We start from the raw sequence: 15496 nt of genomic DNA on the forward strand, positions 1-15496 counted from the left end.
CATTTCACAGGGATCAAAATCAGGCGCGTTCATCAGCGTCCTCGGCAGCCTCCATCAATCGGGCCATAAGCGGTGTTATCCCACTCCGGTCTCTGCCGGCATGGCGTTAAGCAATCATTTGATAGCAAGAAAACCTTCAAAACAAATATACTTCTGAATACTCATCACATCCTTGAAACCGGCCCGGCCCAGCAGATCCAGATTGCCCTGGGTGGAAAACGGCTCCAGCACGCTTTTCAGGCTGCGCGCCTTTTCGACGATTTCCTCGCTTGAGAATCCGTTACTGATTTTGAATTCGTTGTAGAGCTGAGTCACAAGATCCTGGAACCGCGCATCCGGCCCCCGGACCTTTTCGAACATGACAAACGCCCCGCCCCAGTTCAGGGTGTTGTAGATCTTGGTGAACAGTTCCTGCCGGTACCGGGGCGGGATGAACTGCATTGTATAATAGCTGACGATCATGTCCGCCTTTTCCATCTCCATATGACGGGCATCGTCATGAAGAATGGAAATGTTCGGGACATCCGCGCAATGCGCTTCGGCGACCTTCACCATTTCAGGTTCGACATCGATGCCGATCCAGCGTGCGTCAGGCTTTCCCGCATTATGTTCTGCCAGCTTGCGGATCAACTCTCCGGTCGATGTGCCGATTTCATAGCAGAGACTGTCATTGCGGACGAAGAAGTCCGAAACCTGACAGATCAGGCCGTGACCCATTTCGTAAAGAGGAACAGACAATTTGATGTGGTCTACAAACGTATCGGGAACACTGCCCCCAAAGGTCCAGCTCGCATTCTCAGCGGCTATGTTCTGGCCAACACCCATGCGCAATGTCTCCTCACTAAATAGGCAGGCACAATAGACAAACGGCTAAACAAGGGCTTCCGATTGAAAATGCGTGCCTGAACTTGATACAATAACACACCAAGGCTACACGAAACTCCTCGGTCGTCGAAGGAGAAATATGGAAGAGTCTGGGTTTCTGATCTTTTTCCTTTCTGGCGCGGTTTGCAGGTCCCCTGAGAAATACTGCGAATAGACAGTGCGCGGGAATGAGGGGGACTGTTTCTTATCTTTCACATCCAGCTAATGTGACAACACCGTCGAAGTGGTTTGACCCACTCAGCCAGCTTGCTCAATTTGCTCAGGGGTACGGTCTATCTGAGGGGTTCGCATCTCGGTTTCCGGGGTTATGTGCCGAAGCTTGCGCCAGACATCGAAATGCAGAATTCCGCGAAGAACTTGTTGGGCCAGATCGAACCCGTATTTCAACGGTCCCAGCGTCGCCACAAGATCGGCCTGAAAATCAAGCAGGTCGTCGCGGTCGGAAGCATCATATCCCAAAAGCCCCTCATAAAAGAGGCTGCCTTCCAGCGCGACTTTCTCTTCTATCAAGCTGCGGTTGAGCCAGCGCAATCCGCTGGGTACGTCACGGCATGACATGGTGTCATGCTTCCAGTAAGGCGCAGAGGACAGATGATCGAGTTGTGTGACAAGCCCGAAACGCCGCCGTTGATCGGGTTGCAGTACGGGCATGGACACCATGCGGGTGTTGAAGCCTCCGCCAAAGAACAGGTCCGGCGGCGCTTCCTTCAAACGTTTCAGTGTTTCGCGCAGGCTGGCTTTTGTCTCGCCCGGGAAACCGACAATCAATGTAATGGCCGTTGTCAGCCCCGCTTCGCGGCAATTGATCAGCGCCTGAACATTGTGCCCGACATCGGATTTCTTGTTCATGTTGTCCAAAACGCCCTGATCGCCGGTCTCGTATCCGATATGCACCAGCTGGCAGCCTGCCGCTTTCATCAGCGCTGCGGTGCCCGGTTTGGCAAGATCACCCGCGCGCGCATAGCAGGTCCAGCCGACCGGGCTGCCTGCTTCGATCAACAGCTCGCACAGTTCCTTGAGGCGCTTGGGCGGGATGGTGAACAGGCTGTCCATGCAATTGATGATCTTTGCTCCTCCCTTGGCGTAGATCATCCAGTCGTCGAAAATCTTGCGGGCGGATTTGACCCGGAACATGGTGTCTTCGAACAGGAAGGGGAAATTGCAGAAAGAACACCGATAGGGGCAGCCGCGGACGGATTCATAATTGATCATCTCGAAACTGCGGCCGTGATATGCCTCGGCCAGTTTCCAGTCCGGAGTGGGCAGCCAGTCGAGGCTTTTTCCGGATGGGCTGCCGCTGTAGACCAGCGTATTGCCCAGACGTTCCACGACGCGACCGTTTTCAGGGGGTTCAATGTCGCGATAGCCGCTTTTGATCCAGCGTGCCAATACGGGAACAAGCATTTCCCCATAGCCGATGGCGACAAGATCGGCACCCGGAACATGTGTCCAGTCATCATGCAAAAGTGAAACCAGGCCCCCCCCGACAACAACCTTGTTATGCGGTTGTTTCAGCATCTTAACCAGCGGTATGAGCTCGCTCATATCTCGCATCAATGTGCTTGAAACAAAGACGCATTTGCATTCACCCAGAAGTCGGTTGCGTGTTTCGGCATCAGCAAGCCCGGCGAAAGTGGTCGCTTCAAAAGCAATCCCTTCCTTGCGCAGATCGCCTGCAAGCACGACTTCGGTCAGTTCAGGAGCGCTGACATAGGATTGAGATGAAAAATACCGCTCGACTGCGGCGCGGTAAGGCGCCCGCCGGAATTTCGGCCGCCGCTTGAAAAGTGTGCGGGCCAACAGCATTTCGGCGCTGACCGCCTTCAGCGCCACATCCTGCCAGATGGCCGAGGACGTGCGCATGATGCCCAATTGTCGGCCAAGGGCATCGACGATGGTGCTGTTGCTTTCCACCATGCTGCCGCCAACCGTAGCCCCACCCGTGACGATGAGAACCTTGTCGGTTACGGCTGTTTCAGTGCTTTCAAAATTTTCTTCGCCAGCAGGCTGGCCAATTGCTTCGTACATCCACTCACCCTCCCGACGTATCTTTGTCGAGGATACCTTTGACGTACTGCGCACCTGCCATATGATGGCCATGTTTTAGTATGGCTCAGCCTTGAACAATATCAGATCAGAGGCGCGGAGTCTGTAATCTATTGTGTAAAACCCTTTCCGGTCGCAGGGGCACATGGTGCCCGCATATGCCCGGACAAGGGAGAGTAAGGGGTTTCGTCCATGACGTGTGTTTCGGGGCAGCCGGGGATACATCCGAAGGCTCTGTTGCAAACTTTTGACTGTTGACGCCCATAAGTGCGTCGAGTGAATGGAAATCGAAACATTGAAGTCGAAAGTCTTTTTTATGATCTCTTTCAAAGGCGCGCAGTATCCGAAAGATGTAATCCTCTTCGCTGTGTTCTTCTATGTCCGATACGGTGTGTCATATCGCGATCTAGAAGAGATAATGCATGAGCGAGGCGTTGCAGTGGATCACACGACGCTGAATCGCTGGGTGACGCGGTATGCAGGCGCAATCGCTGAAGCGGCGCGTCGTCGAAAGGGACCGTGCGACCGCTCCTGGAGAATGGACGAGACTTACATCAAGGTGAAAGGCAACTGGGTCTATCTCTATCGAGCCGTCGACAAGCACGGCAAGACGCTTGATTTCATGCTTTCCCCGCGACGAAACAAACCCGCGGCCACCATGTTCTTCGCCCGAATGCTGGAGGTCAACGGCCTTCCGAGAAAGATTGTCATTGACAAAATGTGGAGCTAACACCGCTGGCCTCAAGGCCATCAACAAGATGCTAAAAGGTTTTGGTTGCCCGGTCCCAATTGAAATGGTCAGGCGGAAATACTTGAACAACATCGTGGAACAGGACCATCGTTTCATCAAGAGACGAACCCGCCCGATGCTCGGCTTCAAGTCTTTTGCTTCGGCATCAGCGACTCTGGCGGGTATCGAGGTTGCGCACATGATCCGTAAAGGCCAGTTCACGCCCGGACTCTGCCCGTTTCGTCAATTTTCCGAGTTGGCAATCTGAACTGAAGCGATCGCAGATCTATTTGGCTGACCTAAAACTTTGCAACGAAACCGCACCTTCGCGCGTTTTGATCCAACTGGAGCTTGGCTTGCGACAACGCTTGGGAATGTCTGATGATCAGTTTCAAGGGTATGCACTATCCACGATCTGTGATCCTGTTCGTGGTCTATTTCTACGTCCGTTTTGGGGTCTCGCACCGCGACCTTGTAGAAATCATGGCGGAGAGGGACGTGCAGTTTGATCATGCGACCCTAAGCCGGTGGGTTGTCCGTCGTCAGAGTTTTCCGGACAGCGCAAGCAGTTTCGTAACGGAGGCTCTGGTTCGGTTTTTGTCTGACTTCAGACAGAGCATCTTATGTGGACCGTATTTCTTGGGCACATCTCGCCAGCGCAACCCATTGCGATTGGTAAAGATAATCCTGCTCAAGACCCGCCTATCATCATCCCGAGGCTTGCCGTGCGACTTTGGAAAAAAGGGGTGAGCTTGGCCATCTGCTCATCAGTCAGCCAATAAAGGTCGCTCAAGTCACGGCTCCAAAAACGAGCGGTGCCGGGCTGGTTTCAAAGCCCTACAGGTGGCCAAAGCGATTTTGGATCGGTTTGTACGGCCCGTGTCATGGTCCGGGTTTGGGTTCTACGTTCTGCCGGCGTAAAGGCTTGGAATAGTGTGATTTGCTTGGGGTCTGCTTGGTCTCTTGTCACTTGTATTTTGCAACTTTATAAGAACCCACGTAGTGTTTCGGATGCCAAGACAGCGACAGAGTGCTTCGCAGGGATGGTTGTGTAAGGCATGCTGCACGGTGCACAAATCAAGTCCGGACAAGGGGGCAGAATGGAAGAGCTTGCACGGCAGGTCGCGGCGCTGAATGAAAAGGTAGAAGCCCTTCAAAGACAGCATGCCTTTGATATGCGCCAGATGGAAATTGCTTTTCATCAATCAGAAATGCAACTACAACTGCAGATCAGAGAAATCCTGCGGCAAACCGGGATTGTGCGCCCTGTAACTATTCCAAGTCACACATTTATCCGCGACACACTCTGGAAGCGGATCGTTTTCCGCAAAACCGGAAAACCCAAAAAGCTGTTCAAAGTTGCCTTTTTCAAGTCCAATGGCAAGGCGCGCGGATATGCCAAAAGAATTGTTTTCAAGAAGGACGGTTCTCCTCGTCCACATTTCGTGCCCGAACTTCAGATGCAAGCAAATAAAAAATGAATGCTCTTTGTGCTGCAGATAGCGCGCTTATTTTTTCGGAGACAGAAATGTCAGACGACTCCCCGCAAAACGCTTCTGATTACAGCAGCGACGCCCCTTTGGTTTCGATCATTATTTTGAATCTCAACAAGCCAGACATGACGATCGACTGTCTGAAAAGTATTTGGAAAAACACGACAGGCATCCCGTACGAAGTTATTGTTGTTGACAATGGCAGCTCTCCAGAAAACCAAAAGCGCCTTGCGGCTTATGAAGGGCCGCACAAATTTATTCCGCTTGCGATCAATCGCTTTTTTGGTGAGGGGAACAATATCGGAGCGGAATTTGCCAAAGGCACATACCTGCTCTTTTTGAACAATGATGTCATCGTGACGCCTGATTGGCTACCGCCTCTGGTCGATGTTTTCGACACTCATCCCGATGCGGGATGCGTAGGCCCCAAGTTCATCTATCCAAGCGGTGAATTGCAAGAAGCCGGAGTGCTTCTCGATCCCGAAGGGTTCTCCGTTCAGATTGGTAAGTTCCAGTCCCCTGATCAGCCGCGCTTTAATAGAATGCGGGTTGTCGACTACGTCTCGGCGGCCACTGTTTTGATGCGCAAAGCGGATTTCTACGCCGTTCTGGGTTTCGATTTCCGTTATGAACCTGCCTATTACGAAGACTGTGACCTGTGCCTGAAGATAGGCACTTTGGGGAAAAAGACGTATTACGTCCCTAGGTCAGAGGTCATCCACCATGAAAATGCCACGACAGCTGACAAGAGCCTTAAAGACAAGCTTAACAATATCGTTGAGGTCAACCAGGCCAAGTTCATTGATCGCTGGCACAACTTTCTGACGACCGGCGTGCATGACGGCAAATCCTATATTGCTCCACTGCTGCCGGCCCGGGTTGCTTCGGCGCGTAAGACAGCGGGAATCTATACGCCCTATAATATTATCCCCGGAGGGGGAGAACGCTACCTGTTCAGCATTATGAAAGTGCTGGCCGCGCAGGGCTATGGTCTGACGCTCATTGTGCCAGAGCTTTACTCCCGGCTTCGTATATCGCTGGTTCTTGATCAACTCGACCTTGATCTGGATGGGATCGACATCATCACGCATACCCAGGCAGAGGCGGGTGCGCAATTTGATCTGTTCTATTGTCTGGGAAATTCGCTTGTTCCGACATCGCGCGCTATGGGGCACATCAATCTGTTTTGCTGTCAATTTCCCTTCAAAACCAACGAAGATCATACCCGGCAGCATCTATCCTTGCTCAAGGACTACGATGCGGTGATCTGTTATTCGGGATTTGTCGAGCAAGAGATCCGCAAACAGTTGCGCCATTTCGAGGCACCCGAGCCTGCCATTCATGTGGTGGCCCCACCGGTCGGGATCGTTGCCGAGGTCGATCCTCAGATGGCAAAATCCGGCATTCTCGGAATTGGCCGTTTCTTTATCGGAGATCATTGCAAACGTCAGGATGAGATGGTCAAGGCCATGAAGGCTCTGTCCGAGCTGGGAGCAGATACAAGCCTTGATCTTGTTGGCTCTTTGCATCCCGAACCGATCCATCGCGACTATCTGGCCAATTGCCGACAGATGGCTCGGGATCTGCCGGTTTCATTCCATATCGACGCCCCTGTTTCTGTCCTGTCGGGGCTTTTGCAGCGCGCGTCGATCTATTGGCATGGGGCGGGTCTTGGTGTTGATGTCAAAAAGTGGCCTGAGCATTGTGAGCATTTCGGCATCAGTGTCGTAGAGGCGATGTCAGCAAGGGTCATCCCGGTCGTGGTCAACAATGGAGGGCCGTCCACGATTGTTGAGGACGGCATATCGGGGTTCCATTATGGCTCCCGGGAAGAGCTTGTGCAGATCACGCGCGCGCTTCTGTCCTATTCGGAGGATAAGTTGACCGAATTGCGTGACAATGCGCAGGCCCGAGCCCAGCTTTATTCTTTTGCGGCTTTTGAAGCACGTTTTGCCGATGTTTTGGTGTCAATGGAAAAGAAAGCATCCCAGCGCTTTGAAACCTCATCCGCACATGCTTCTGTCAGCACGCGCTAGTTACTATCAGGTGCCATATGAAAACGGACTTCTCTCCAGACCACCAAATCTCCTTTGCTTGCAATATCTGTGGTCGGTCTAATACCCAGGCTGCAGGCACCTTTCACCGAGAGGCCCCAAATTGTTCCGGCTGCGGATCCACGCCGCGTTTTCGCGGGATTATTCACGCTCTCAGCCTCGGCCTGATGAAGCAGTCGCTTCCGCTCAAACAGTTTACGTCCGACCCTCATGTGAAAGGGATCGGAATGAGCGAGTGGGAGGGATATGCGCGGGTCCTTTCGGAGAAATTCGACTTCACCAATACGTTCTTTCACCAAGAGCCATTCCTTGATGTGGTTTCACAGACGCATTGGCAAAACTATCAAGGTAGTGATTTCCTGATCTGCACCGAAGTCTTTGAACATGTGCTGCAGCCTTTGGAGCCTGGGTTCACGAACATGCGCAAGATGCTCAAAACGGGCGGCCATCTTGTCTTTTCGACCCCGTTTGGTGATGCGCCAAAGACAATCGAGCACTTCCCGGGCATGGTTGATTTTGCAACATGCCAGATGGGGGAAGACTGGCTGGTTGTCTCAAAAAAGAGCGATGGCAGTTATCAGGTTTATGATGAACATGTTGTTTTCCACGGTGGCCCAGGCACGGTGCTCGAAATGCGGATTTTCGGGCGCGACGAGTTGGTCAAGCAGTTGGAAGAGGCTGGTTTTGAGGTCACCGTGCTGGATGAAGCTGTGCCGGAGATTGGGTACTACTGGCCCAGTATCGTAGATCGACCGGAATTCGGACATATCGGCGAACACTACATTTTGCTCTGCAAAGCTATTTGATTGATAGAATGCGGCGTCACATGAAGGCGGTGATATGACTTTTGTTTCCTATGCTCAGAATTTTGAAGACCTCATTCTTTGGCGCGCCCTCAAGGATGTCGAAAAGGGGTTCTATATTGATCTTGGTGCCGCCTGGCCGAGCTTTCATAGTGTCACATTGGCATTTTATGAACGCGGCTGGAGCGGAATTAATGTGGAGCCCAATCCAAGGCTTTTGAAGGAGCTCAACAAAGAGCGGATTCGTGACACGAACCTTGGCGTTGTGATTGGTGACAGCAAGGGAGAGGCGAGCCTCAACATCTTGAGCAATGCCGGTTTGTCTACGGCATCTGACGAGATTGCTGCCAATCATGTCGAGGCGGGGTTTGAAAAACAAACTGTTGTGGCACCGATGACGACTCTGACCGATCTATGTGACGCCCATATGGGTGATGTGTCCGACATCCATTTCCTGAAAATCGATGTGGAGGGCCATGAGGCCCAGGCCCTTCGTGGCAATGACTGGGGCCGCTTCCGGCCTTGGATCATCTTGATCGAAGCGATGGAGCCAATGTCCCAGGTGACCAATCATCACCTTTGGGAACATCAGTTGACCGAGGCGGATTATCGCTATGTCTATTGCGATGGTTTGAACCGCTATTATTTGGCGGCAGAACATTATGATCGTCTTGTCCCGGCCTTTGCCTATCCGCCGAATTTATTTGACGATTACATGAGTGTGACGCAGCAAACGGCGATGGTCGAGGCAGAGCAGCGCCGCAATCAAATTGCCGAATTGCAGCAACAGATCACCGCCGCAGCTATCCGCGAACGCCAGATGGAAGCGCAGAATGCAGAACTGATGAATGAGCTTTCGGCGCTACGCAAACAGTTGGAGGCCGATGCCGCCTATCAGGCCTCTCGTGGGATGATGGAGGTTGTCTTTTTCAAAGTCAGTGGAGAGCCGAAAAAATTTGTGGCCAACCTGCTTTTTCACTCTTCAGGGCGCATTCGCTCTATCGCCCGCAGAATTGTTCTGGAGCGCAGTGGTCAACCTCGCGCATCTTTCAGAAAGTGGATGCACTCGGCAGCCTATCAAGCGCTCTCTAACGCTTATAGACTGCCGAGATAAAGATCAGATTGGGCGGGCAAGCCATGCTGGCCCCATAAGGCCTGTGGTGTCGGGGACCATTTCACCCTGCAGTTCCGTACGTTTGAGGAGATCCAGAAAGAAGTCTTCACGAAAGCCCAGTTCCAGCCATTTGTTGCATGTGATTGCCCAGACAGCCTCCCCGTCATAGCGCAGCCCCCAAGGGAAAGAAAAACCGTTGGAAATCGGCTCTGCAAAAAAGGCGATAACACCGTTTTCTGTCAACACATTCTCACGGATGTGGGTAAGCAGGTCCTGAAATTCGAGACAGTGGTGAAAACTCGATGAAAACAGCGCCACATCATAGCGTTGTCCGGGGTTGCTCGCCGCTTCGAGGAAATCGGCATGATAAGTGCGCAGGGGCGCGGACAGCGCTTTTGCTTCATTGGCAATGCGTTTCAAAAAAGCTTGGTCGATATCAACTGCACAGACATCCATGCCGGCCCGCGCCATTGGAATGGCCGTATTGCCCCAACCAGCCCCAAATTCTATGATGCTTTTGGCATGAGGAGCGTGCTGTGCGATAACGCGAAACCCTTGGACCGCCTTGCCGATCTCATGCGCCACGACGCCCAGATTGTCTGATGTCCATGGAAAGCCACGGGCAAAAGCCTCATCCGAAAGATGTGAAGACGTCAATTCATTCTGAACATCATAGGGCGTGTCGACGAGTTTTTGATAAAGCTCCGTGACCTCTTGGCGATATGCATCCGAGAAGGGATCATCCGTCTGCATGGTGTAGGCAAAGCTGAATTTCTTCCACAGTGCACTGAGTTCATCAAAGTTCTTGGCTGTTTCCAGTTGCTCTTTATAGGCTTGAGCCCGTGTAATGAACTCTGGTGCCTTCGCAGCCTTGGGGGGCAAGGGTTTTGACATGGCCAGTGACTGCGGGGCCGCCCCTGGAGTGTTCTTTTTGGTTTTGAACCAACGCACGGAAGGTATCCTTGTCTCTTTTTAAATGAATAAAGCGGCTTTAGAGCTTTTTGGTTTTGGGGTCACTGCATAAAAGTGGCTATATTGCCTGACTTGCGCGAACTTTACGGGAACATCCGCGTTTTCAGTCGGATTTCTGGTCTCTGAGAACGTTGTGGCGGCTGGTTTTGCTGATTTTCAGGCGCGCTGCGGCCTCTCGGACGGTCAATCCGCCACTTAAATGAGCTCTGGCCTGCTCCAGCTTTTTTGGGTGTTACGACAGGCTTGCGTTCGCCTTTTCGGGACGTGGGGTTGAGCGGAACGGCATCCCGTCATAAGAGGCTGACAACGGCCTCAAAACTGCCATGCGAAAGTGGGGGTCCCAAAAATCTGTCGTTCCGCATGGTGGGGCAGCATGATTGAAATCATGGGAAAAATCCGTTGCAAAACTCATGCGCGAAACGATCAGTGTTTTGTGTTATGTTTCGCACGGTGCTTTTTTGAGCCGTTCATGCGTTCATTATGCCGCTAAAAGATCGACCGTGCATCTCAATATGCTGATTATAAATGGTTTTTCAAAACTGATGTTGAGGGGTATTTGTGCGGAAATTCTTTATGAGGGCATTTCGTTCCGCTCAGCCCTACGTCCCGTCCCTTACAAGGCTCGGCCCAAAGCGCCCATGGGCAGATCTGTTGAACATGCAGCCAAGACCGGCTGCAAGACTATTGCCATCATGACCAAGAAATCTGTTGCGATTTGTTTCTTCGGCCTGCCCAGAGCGCTAGAGCATCCCGCGCCGAGCATCGCAGAGCATCTGATCGCTCCTCTCAAGGCCAAGTCCGAAGCAGTCTGCCTTGCGCATTTGTATCGCAGCAGCATAGATCCGGCGCAAAACTCAAGCGCCTTGCTGCCGCTTGAAAACTGCTTAACCGACACGCCCGAAGATGTGTTTGCGCGCAGGCCGACAATGCAATAACAATCAATTTGGACCAGTCAGATGAGGCTGCTCACGACCGCGCGGTGCGCTGGGACGATCCGAACCTGGGAATCGACTGGCCGCTAACGGGTGCACCGGTCCTGAGCGATAAGGACGCTGCCGCCCCGCTGATGGCTGATTTGGATAATCCACTTACCTGGAACGGATAGCACTCACATTCGCCCAACTGGCCGCGCGGAACACTTATTTTCAAAGGAACTTGCTGCATCGCACCTTGACGAGACTTCCGCTGCGTTGGGTTTGCCGGGGGTCTCTATTGACACTCCAAAGCAACTCGGCAAACACAACAGGTAAGCAAATTTCGGGAGTATTCGCATGAAATATCCGCCATCGGTGGCATCTTTTGAGGAGCGCGTTGCCATGGCTTTGCAATGCTCTGATGCAAATGCCATTCCAAAAGTCAGCGATGCTGGTGCCATCTATGAGGATGAAAACGGCAGCAGCATCCAGATCATGCATAATGGGCTGCGTGTGCTATGCGGTGGCTATTACGGAGCGTGGATGAGCAATCTCATCCGCGCGGCGAAAGGACACCACGAACCTCAAGAAGAACGAGTCTTCCACGAGGTTGTCAAAAGACTGCCCGCCTCGGCTCGAATGATAGAGTTGGGCGGATTTTGGGCCTATTACAGCCTGTGGTTCCTCAACCAAAGCCCCGATCGCAAAGCGGTGGTTCTTGAGCCGGAACCGGCACATCTGGTCGTTGGTCAGGCCAATGCCGCTCTCAATGGGCTGACACCCAAATTCCTTTCCGGCTTTGCAGGGCCTCAATTCGCCGAAGACATGCCCTTTTTCGGTGAGGCGAGCGGTGAGATGCGCAGCACCTGCTATTCGGTTGCCCATCTGATGTCCGCAGAAAAATGGGACTATCTCGATCTCTTGCATTGCGACATTCAAGGCCATGAGGTTGCCGTTCTGGAAAGCTGCAAGCTGTTGTTTTCGGAAGGTAAAATCGGATGGGTCTGTGTCTCCACTCATGCCCATCAGATCAGCGGTGACCCCCTGACGCACCAGAAATGCATCGATATCCTGCAAAAATCCGGGGCCCGCATTGTCGCGGAACATGACGTACATGAATCCTTCAGCGGAGACGGGCTGATCGTGGCCTGTTTCGGCAATTTGCCCGATGATTGGGAAACCATAGAGCTCAGCCATAATCGCCATGGCACATCGCTGTTCCGATCTTTGGCCTATGATCTGGATGAGACACAAAAAACGCTGGCGGCACAAAACCGCAATATAAATGCCATGGGCGACTTGCCAGACAGCATGCATGACACTTTGGACCGAACCGGGCTTCTTTTTACCCTGAAAAAAGACGGCCCGTTGGGGGCTGCGGGACAGGGGCTGCTTGTCCCGGATGACAAGACAATGAGCCCGGCCATCATTGCAGATGCGCGTTGGGAATATGAAAACCTCGCTGCCTTTGCTGGGCACCTCAAAGAGGGCCGACGCTATACGCTGCTCGATATTGGCGCTAATATCGGTATGTTCAGCCGGCAAATTCAGGTCCTGTCCGATCAGATTGAGCATGCGCTTTGCGTGGAGCCAGACCATCACAACTTTGCGGCTCTAAAATTCAATCTTGCCCCGTTCTCCGATCGCGTAACGTTTTTCAACGCAGCCCTTGGCCGCGAAGATGGCATAGTGGAATTCTATCGCGACATGCAAAACATCGGGAATTACTCTTTGAATGAGGATGCCATGCGCGCGCGCAGCTTTGAAAAAGTGCGCGTCAGCCAGCATGATACTCAGAAATGGATGGCCGAACATGTAAGTCATAAACAAGCCTTGGCCTGGAAATCGGACACGCAGGGTTTTGACGAAGTTATCATAACACGGACACCCATGGAGATCTGGGAACGGATCGATGTCGCCTTGATCGAGATCTGGCGCATCGAAAAACCAGATTTCGACATGGATGCGCTCCGGGCACGATTTGAAAGTTTTCCCAACCGCCAACTGGGGGATGAAAAAGATATCTCAGTCGATGAAATCATCGAATATCTATCTGGGTCAGATTGGCAATTCAAAGATCTCCTGATGTGGCGCTAGGCTCAGGACTCATAGCCGGTATATGACGAGGGCAGCCAACGAGAGCACGTGCGCCAATTAATCACTGACCTGTCCGGCAGTCACAAAGAGGTTCAGAGGTCGCCCTTGGCTGTCGCAGACGGCGTGCAGCTTTGTGTTTATACCGCCCTGGTGCGACCAATCAGACGGCCACGTCCCCCTTTTCCACCGCAAGGCTGGACGCCGTGCGATGGGCTTTGAGAAATGTTGCGTCGATCATGACCGCCTTCTCCTCACCATGATCAGCGGCCAAACCAATCAGCATCTCGGCAAGGATGCCCTGTTCGTGGCTTCTCTCGGACCGGTGGCGTTCAGCCACTCACCTCCACCGCTTCCAACGGTTGTACAGCGTCCTGTGCGGGCCGTAGGCCGAAGGGGCATCGCACCACCGTAAACCATTGCAATCGATGAAGGCAATCCCGCTTAATACACACCGATCATCAACGCGTGGCTTGCCGTGAAACTTCGGAAAGAAGGGCTCAAGACGCGCCATCTGCGCGTCCGTCAGTCAAAAAAGGTCAGACATGTCCACCGCTCGTTTTCGGTGCGATGAATCATGCGGCACGGCAGAAATCAATGGGTCCTGCGCCTAAATCCCGCACTCTCGACGGAACCCTCTGTGCCAAGTTCGAGCAGTGGTACCCCCGGCTTGAAAGCTCAGGAAAATAGGCCTATGGCAGCATGAAGATCGCGGGCGACATCGGCCCAGTCGCGCAGATTAGCAGCGGTGATTTTGGCCTCGAGCGCGGCACGATGATCGTCATCCATCAGACGCTTGACAGCTTCTGCAATGCTGGAAACCTCGGTCGCATCGCAATATTCCACCAGATCCTCTCCGACCTCGGGCAGCGAGGAATTGTTCGCGACCACAGCTGTCTTGCCATAAGCCAGCGCTTCGCCCACCGGCAATCCCCACCCTTCATACAGGCTGGCCATGATGGAGAACTGGCAATGGCTGTAAAGCATGTCGAGCTCTTCGTCAGAGGGCCCGTCAATAACCCGGACGTAGCCGTAGACATTACCGGTTGCTTCCAACAGGTCTTCAAAGTCCTGCCGCAACCAGCCCCGACGTCCGGCAAAGACAAGCTTGGGCAGATTCACATATCCTTGGTCCAACAGGGCCTTCCAGGCCATGGCAATGCGCCAGGCATTCTTGCGCGCCTCTATGGTTCCGACACACAAAACAAAAGGGTTGGCAACAACATGGCGCAAGCTGTCATCCAACGTGATCAATTCTCGTAATCCCGGATAGGCTGCGGTGGCAATATTTGTCGATAGAGGTCCAATCACCTGCTTCTGCAGGCCCATATCGGCCCCCGACGGCAAGGCGGCCTGTGCCAATGGCACTACAGTGGCAGGGGTATCGACACCATGTGCGGAAAAGAAATCTTTCAGATCCCTGAGGGTTGCCTGTGAAATTGCCAGATAATGATCCGTGTATTCCTGAGATCGCAAGAGCCACTGGTAGAAATTGGCCGGACCCATTCCATCACACGTGTGCGGGGCGACAATGGGGATCAGATCATACACCATGGAGTGAACCACAAGCTCTGCCTTGTGGGCTTGCAGAAAAATATCAATCTGTTCCGAGAACCATGCGCTGTCGAGCAGCACCAAATGATCACCTGCGCGCGCGCGCGATGAGAACTCCACCGGGCTAAGGGTCTGCTGTTTTACCTGCTTGCGGCCCTTTCGCGCGTCGCGCCACATCTTGGCGGACATATTGTATTTATGGAAACGCCGATCATGCCCCAAACGAGCCGCCACATCCAACCAAGCCCGCTGAAGATAATACTTCACTGGTTTCGTGCGATATTTTTTCAAAGGGGGCAGGTTGTCACGCCGAGCCACGGACGGGCGAAAGATCCGGCGCATGCTTTCAGGCGAGGCGAATGCTTCAGCTCCGATCTGTGAGAATGGCAAACACAGATAGTGTCCGGATTTTCTGTCTCTCCAGGACAGGTACAGCCGGTCGGCATCCACAAGCCTGGACATTTCAACGATCATCGTCACAACGACCCGCTGGATTCCGGAATACCGGTCGATCTTGCTCACATAGCCGATCAAACTTGATATATCGAAAAAGAACGTGCGCCTATCTTGCCCAGCCGGTATGTCGGACATATCGAGATCTCCCAGTGGCAATCCGCCTGTCCCTCAATGATCAGGTAGTGCTGATTTCAATTCACTGCTCTGGATAGGGTTTCCGGGACAGCGGCCAAAGGCGGGTGCCGGAACCGCCGCAGAGAAGAACAGGAGTGATGGACACGATCAAACAACCTTTGCCAGTAAATAGAGGTTTCTACTCTCAACTTAACACCTGTTTTTCAAGACGTTTCTTTTGTTACGGGATCGGTTTTCGGCAAAAAA

The 15496-nt window shown here is 52.8% G+C and carries 12 protein-coding genes and 4 pseudogenes; 9 read left to right on the plus strand and 7 right to left on the minus strand.

Annotation, left to right across the window (positions count from 1 at the left end; all coding sequences use genetic code 11):
* Nucleotides 1-114 precede the first annotated feature (114 nt).
* Both GOW60_RS19075 and GOW60_RS19080 read right to left on the minus strand, forming a co-directional pair.
* Nucleotides 115-825, minus strand: coding sequence for a methyltransferase domain-containing protein (locus tag GOW60_RS19075; protein WP_171230526.1), 711 nt, complete (start codon nt 823-825; stop codon nt 115-117).
* Nucleotides 826-1122: 297 nt separating this feature from the next.
* A complete protein-coding gene (locus GOW60_RS19080) occupies nt 1123-2913 on the minus strand; it encodes a radical SAM protein (RefSeq protein ID WP_171230527.1) in 1791 nt (596 codons plus the stop codon).
* A 334-nt stretch (nt 2914-3247) separates the two neighbouring features.
* Between GOW60_RS19080 and GOW60_RS19085 the strand changes: the two genes are divergently transcribed.
* Nucleotides 3248-3929 (plus strand): IS6 family transposase gene (locus GOW60_RS19085; protein ID WP_254444037.1). Its coding sequence is split into 2 segments (ribosomal slippage): nt 3248-3646 and nt 3648-3929, totalling 681 coding nucleotides; the frame shifts between segments, so codons are not numbered across the junction.
* A 113-nt stretch (nt 3930-4042) separates the two neighbouring features.
* Nucleotides 4043-4201 (plus strand): annotated as a pseudogene (locus GOW60_RS21255) (IS6 family transposase); the annotation flags it as partial.
* Between the two features lie 74 nt (nt 4202-4275).
* Here GOW60_RS21255 and GOW60_RS19090 read toward each other — a convergent pair.
* Nucleotides 4276-4454 (minus strand): annotated as a pseudogene (locus tag GOW60_RS19090) (transposase); the annotation flags it as partial.
* Between the two features lie 307 nt (nt 4455-4761).
* Here GOW60_RS19090 and GOW60_RS19095 point away from each other — a divergent pair.
* The 4 genes from GOW60_RS19095 to GOW60_RS19110 all read left to right on the plus strand — a co-directional run bounded on the left by GOW60_RS19095 (nt 4762) and on the right by GOW60_RS19110 (nt 9125).
* Nucleotides 4762-5142 (plus strand): hypothetical protein, encoded by a 381-nt coding sequence (locus tag GOW60_RS19095; protein WP_171230528.1) that lies wholly within the window; start codon nt 4762-4764, stop codon nt 5140-5142.
* Nucleotides 5139-7190, plus strand: coding sequence for a glycosyltransferase (locus GOW60_RS19100; protein WP_171230529.1), 2052 nt, complete (start codon nt 5139-5141; stop codon nt 7188-7190). Before GOW60_RS19095 ends, GOW60_RS19100 begins: the two co-directional genes overlap by 4 nt.
* 185 nt (nt 7191-7375) lie before the next feature.
* Nucleotides 7376-8014 (plus strand): methyltransferase domain-containing protein, encoded by a 639-nt coding sequence (locus GOW60_RS19105; protein ID WP_171230530.1) that lies wholly within the window; start codon nt 7376-7378, stop codon nt 8012-8014.
* A gap of 34 nt (nt 8015-8048) precedes the next feature.
* Entirely contained in the window at nt 8049-9125 is a 1077-nt protein-coding gene (locus GOW60_RS19110; RefSeq protein ID WP_171230531.1) for an FkbM family methyltransferase, read from the plus strand.
* 3 nt (nt 9126-9128) lie between these two features.
* On the opposite strand, the gene GOW60_RS21355 is transcribed toward GOW60_RS19110, so the two are convergent.
* Entirely contained in the window at nt 9129-10076 is a 948-nt protein-coding gene (locus GOW60_RS21355; RefSeq protein ID WP_171230532.1) for a class I SAM-dependent methyltransferase, read from the minus strand.
* Nucleotides 10077-10474: 398 nt separating this feature from the next.
* Between GOW60_RS21355 and GOW60_RS19120 the strand changes: the two genes are divergently transcribed.
* The 3 genes from GOW60_RS19120 (at nt 10475) to GOW60_RS19130 (ending at nt 13108) form a co-directional block, all read left to right on the plus strand.
* A complete protein-coding gene (locus GOW60_RS19120) occupies nt 10475-11032 on the plus strand; it encodes a hypothetical protein (RefSeq protein ID WP_217355644.1) in 558 nt (185 codons plus the stop codon).
* Between the two features lie 44 nt (nt 11033-11076).
* Nucleotides 11077-11202, plus strand: a complete 126-nt coding sequence (locus tag GOW60_RS21265) for a hypothetical protein (protein WP_371813396.1) — start codon at nt 11077-11079, stop codon at nt 11200-11202.
* A gap of 166 nt (nt 11203-11368) precedes the next feature.
* Nucleotides 11369-13108 carry an FkbM family methyltransferase gene (locus GOW60_RS19130; RefSeq protein ID WP_171230534.1) on the plus strand — a complete coding sequence of 580 codons (1740 nt, stop codon included), beginning with the start codon at nt 11369-11371 and terminating at the stop codon, nt 13106-13108.
* A 60-nt stretch (nt 13109-13168) separates the two neighbouring features.
* Here GOW60_RS19130 and GOW60_RS19135 read toward each other — a convergent pair.
* From GOW60_RS19135 to GOW60_RS19145, 3 genes and pseudogenes are all read right to left on the minus strand, one after another.
* Nucleotides 13169-13619: pseudogene (locus GOW60_RS19135) on the minus strand (IS5 family transposase); the annotation flags it as partial.
* Nucleotides 13620-13783: 164 nt separating this feature from the next.
* On the minus strand, nt 13784-15250 hold the full coding sequence (locus GOW60_RS19140; protein ID WP_171230535.1) for a glycosyltransferase family 1 protein: 1467 nt from the start codon (nt 15248-15250) through the stop codon (nt 13784-13786).
* A gap of 64 nt (nt 15251-15314) precedes the next feature.
* Nucleotides 15315-15398 (minus strand): annotated as a pseudogene (locus GOW60_RS19145) (sugar phosphate nucleotidyltransferase); the annotation flags it as partial.
* Between the last annotated feature and the right edge of the window lie 98 nt (nt 15399-15496).

Origin of the sequence: Ruegeria sp. HKCCA4008, assembly GCF_013033125.1 — a bacterium.
In the GTDB taxonomy this organism is placed as follows: domain Bacteria; phylum Pseudomonadota; class Alphaproteobacteria; order Rhodobacterales; family Rhodobacteraceae; genus Ruegeria.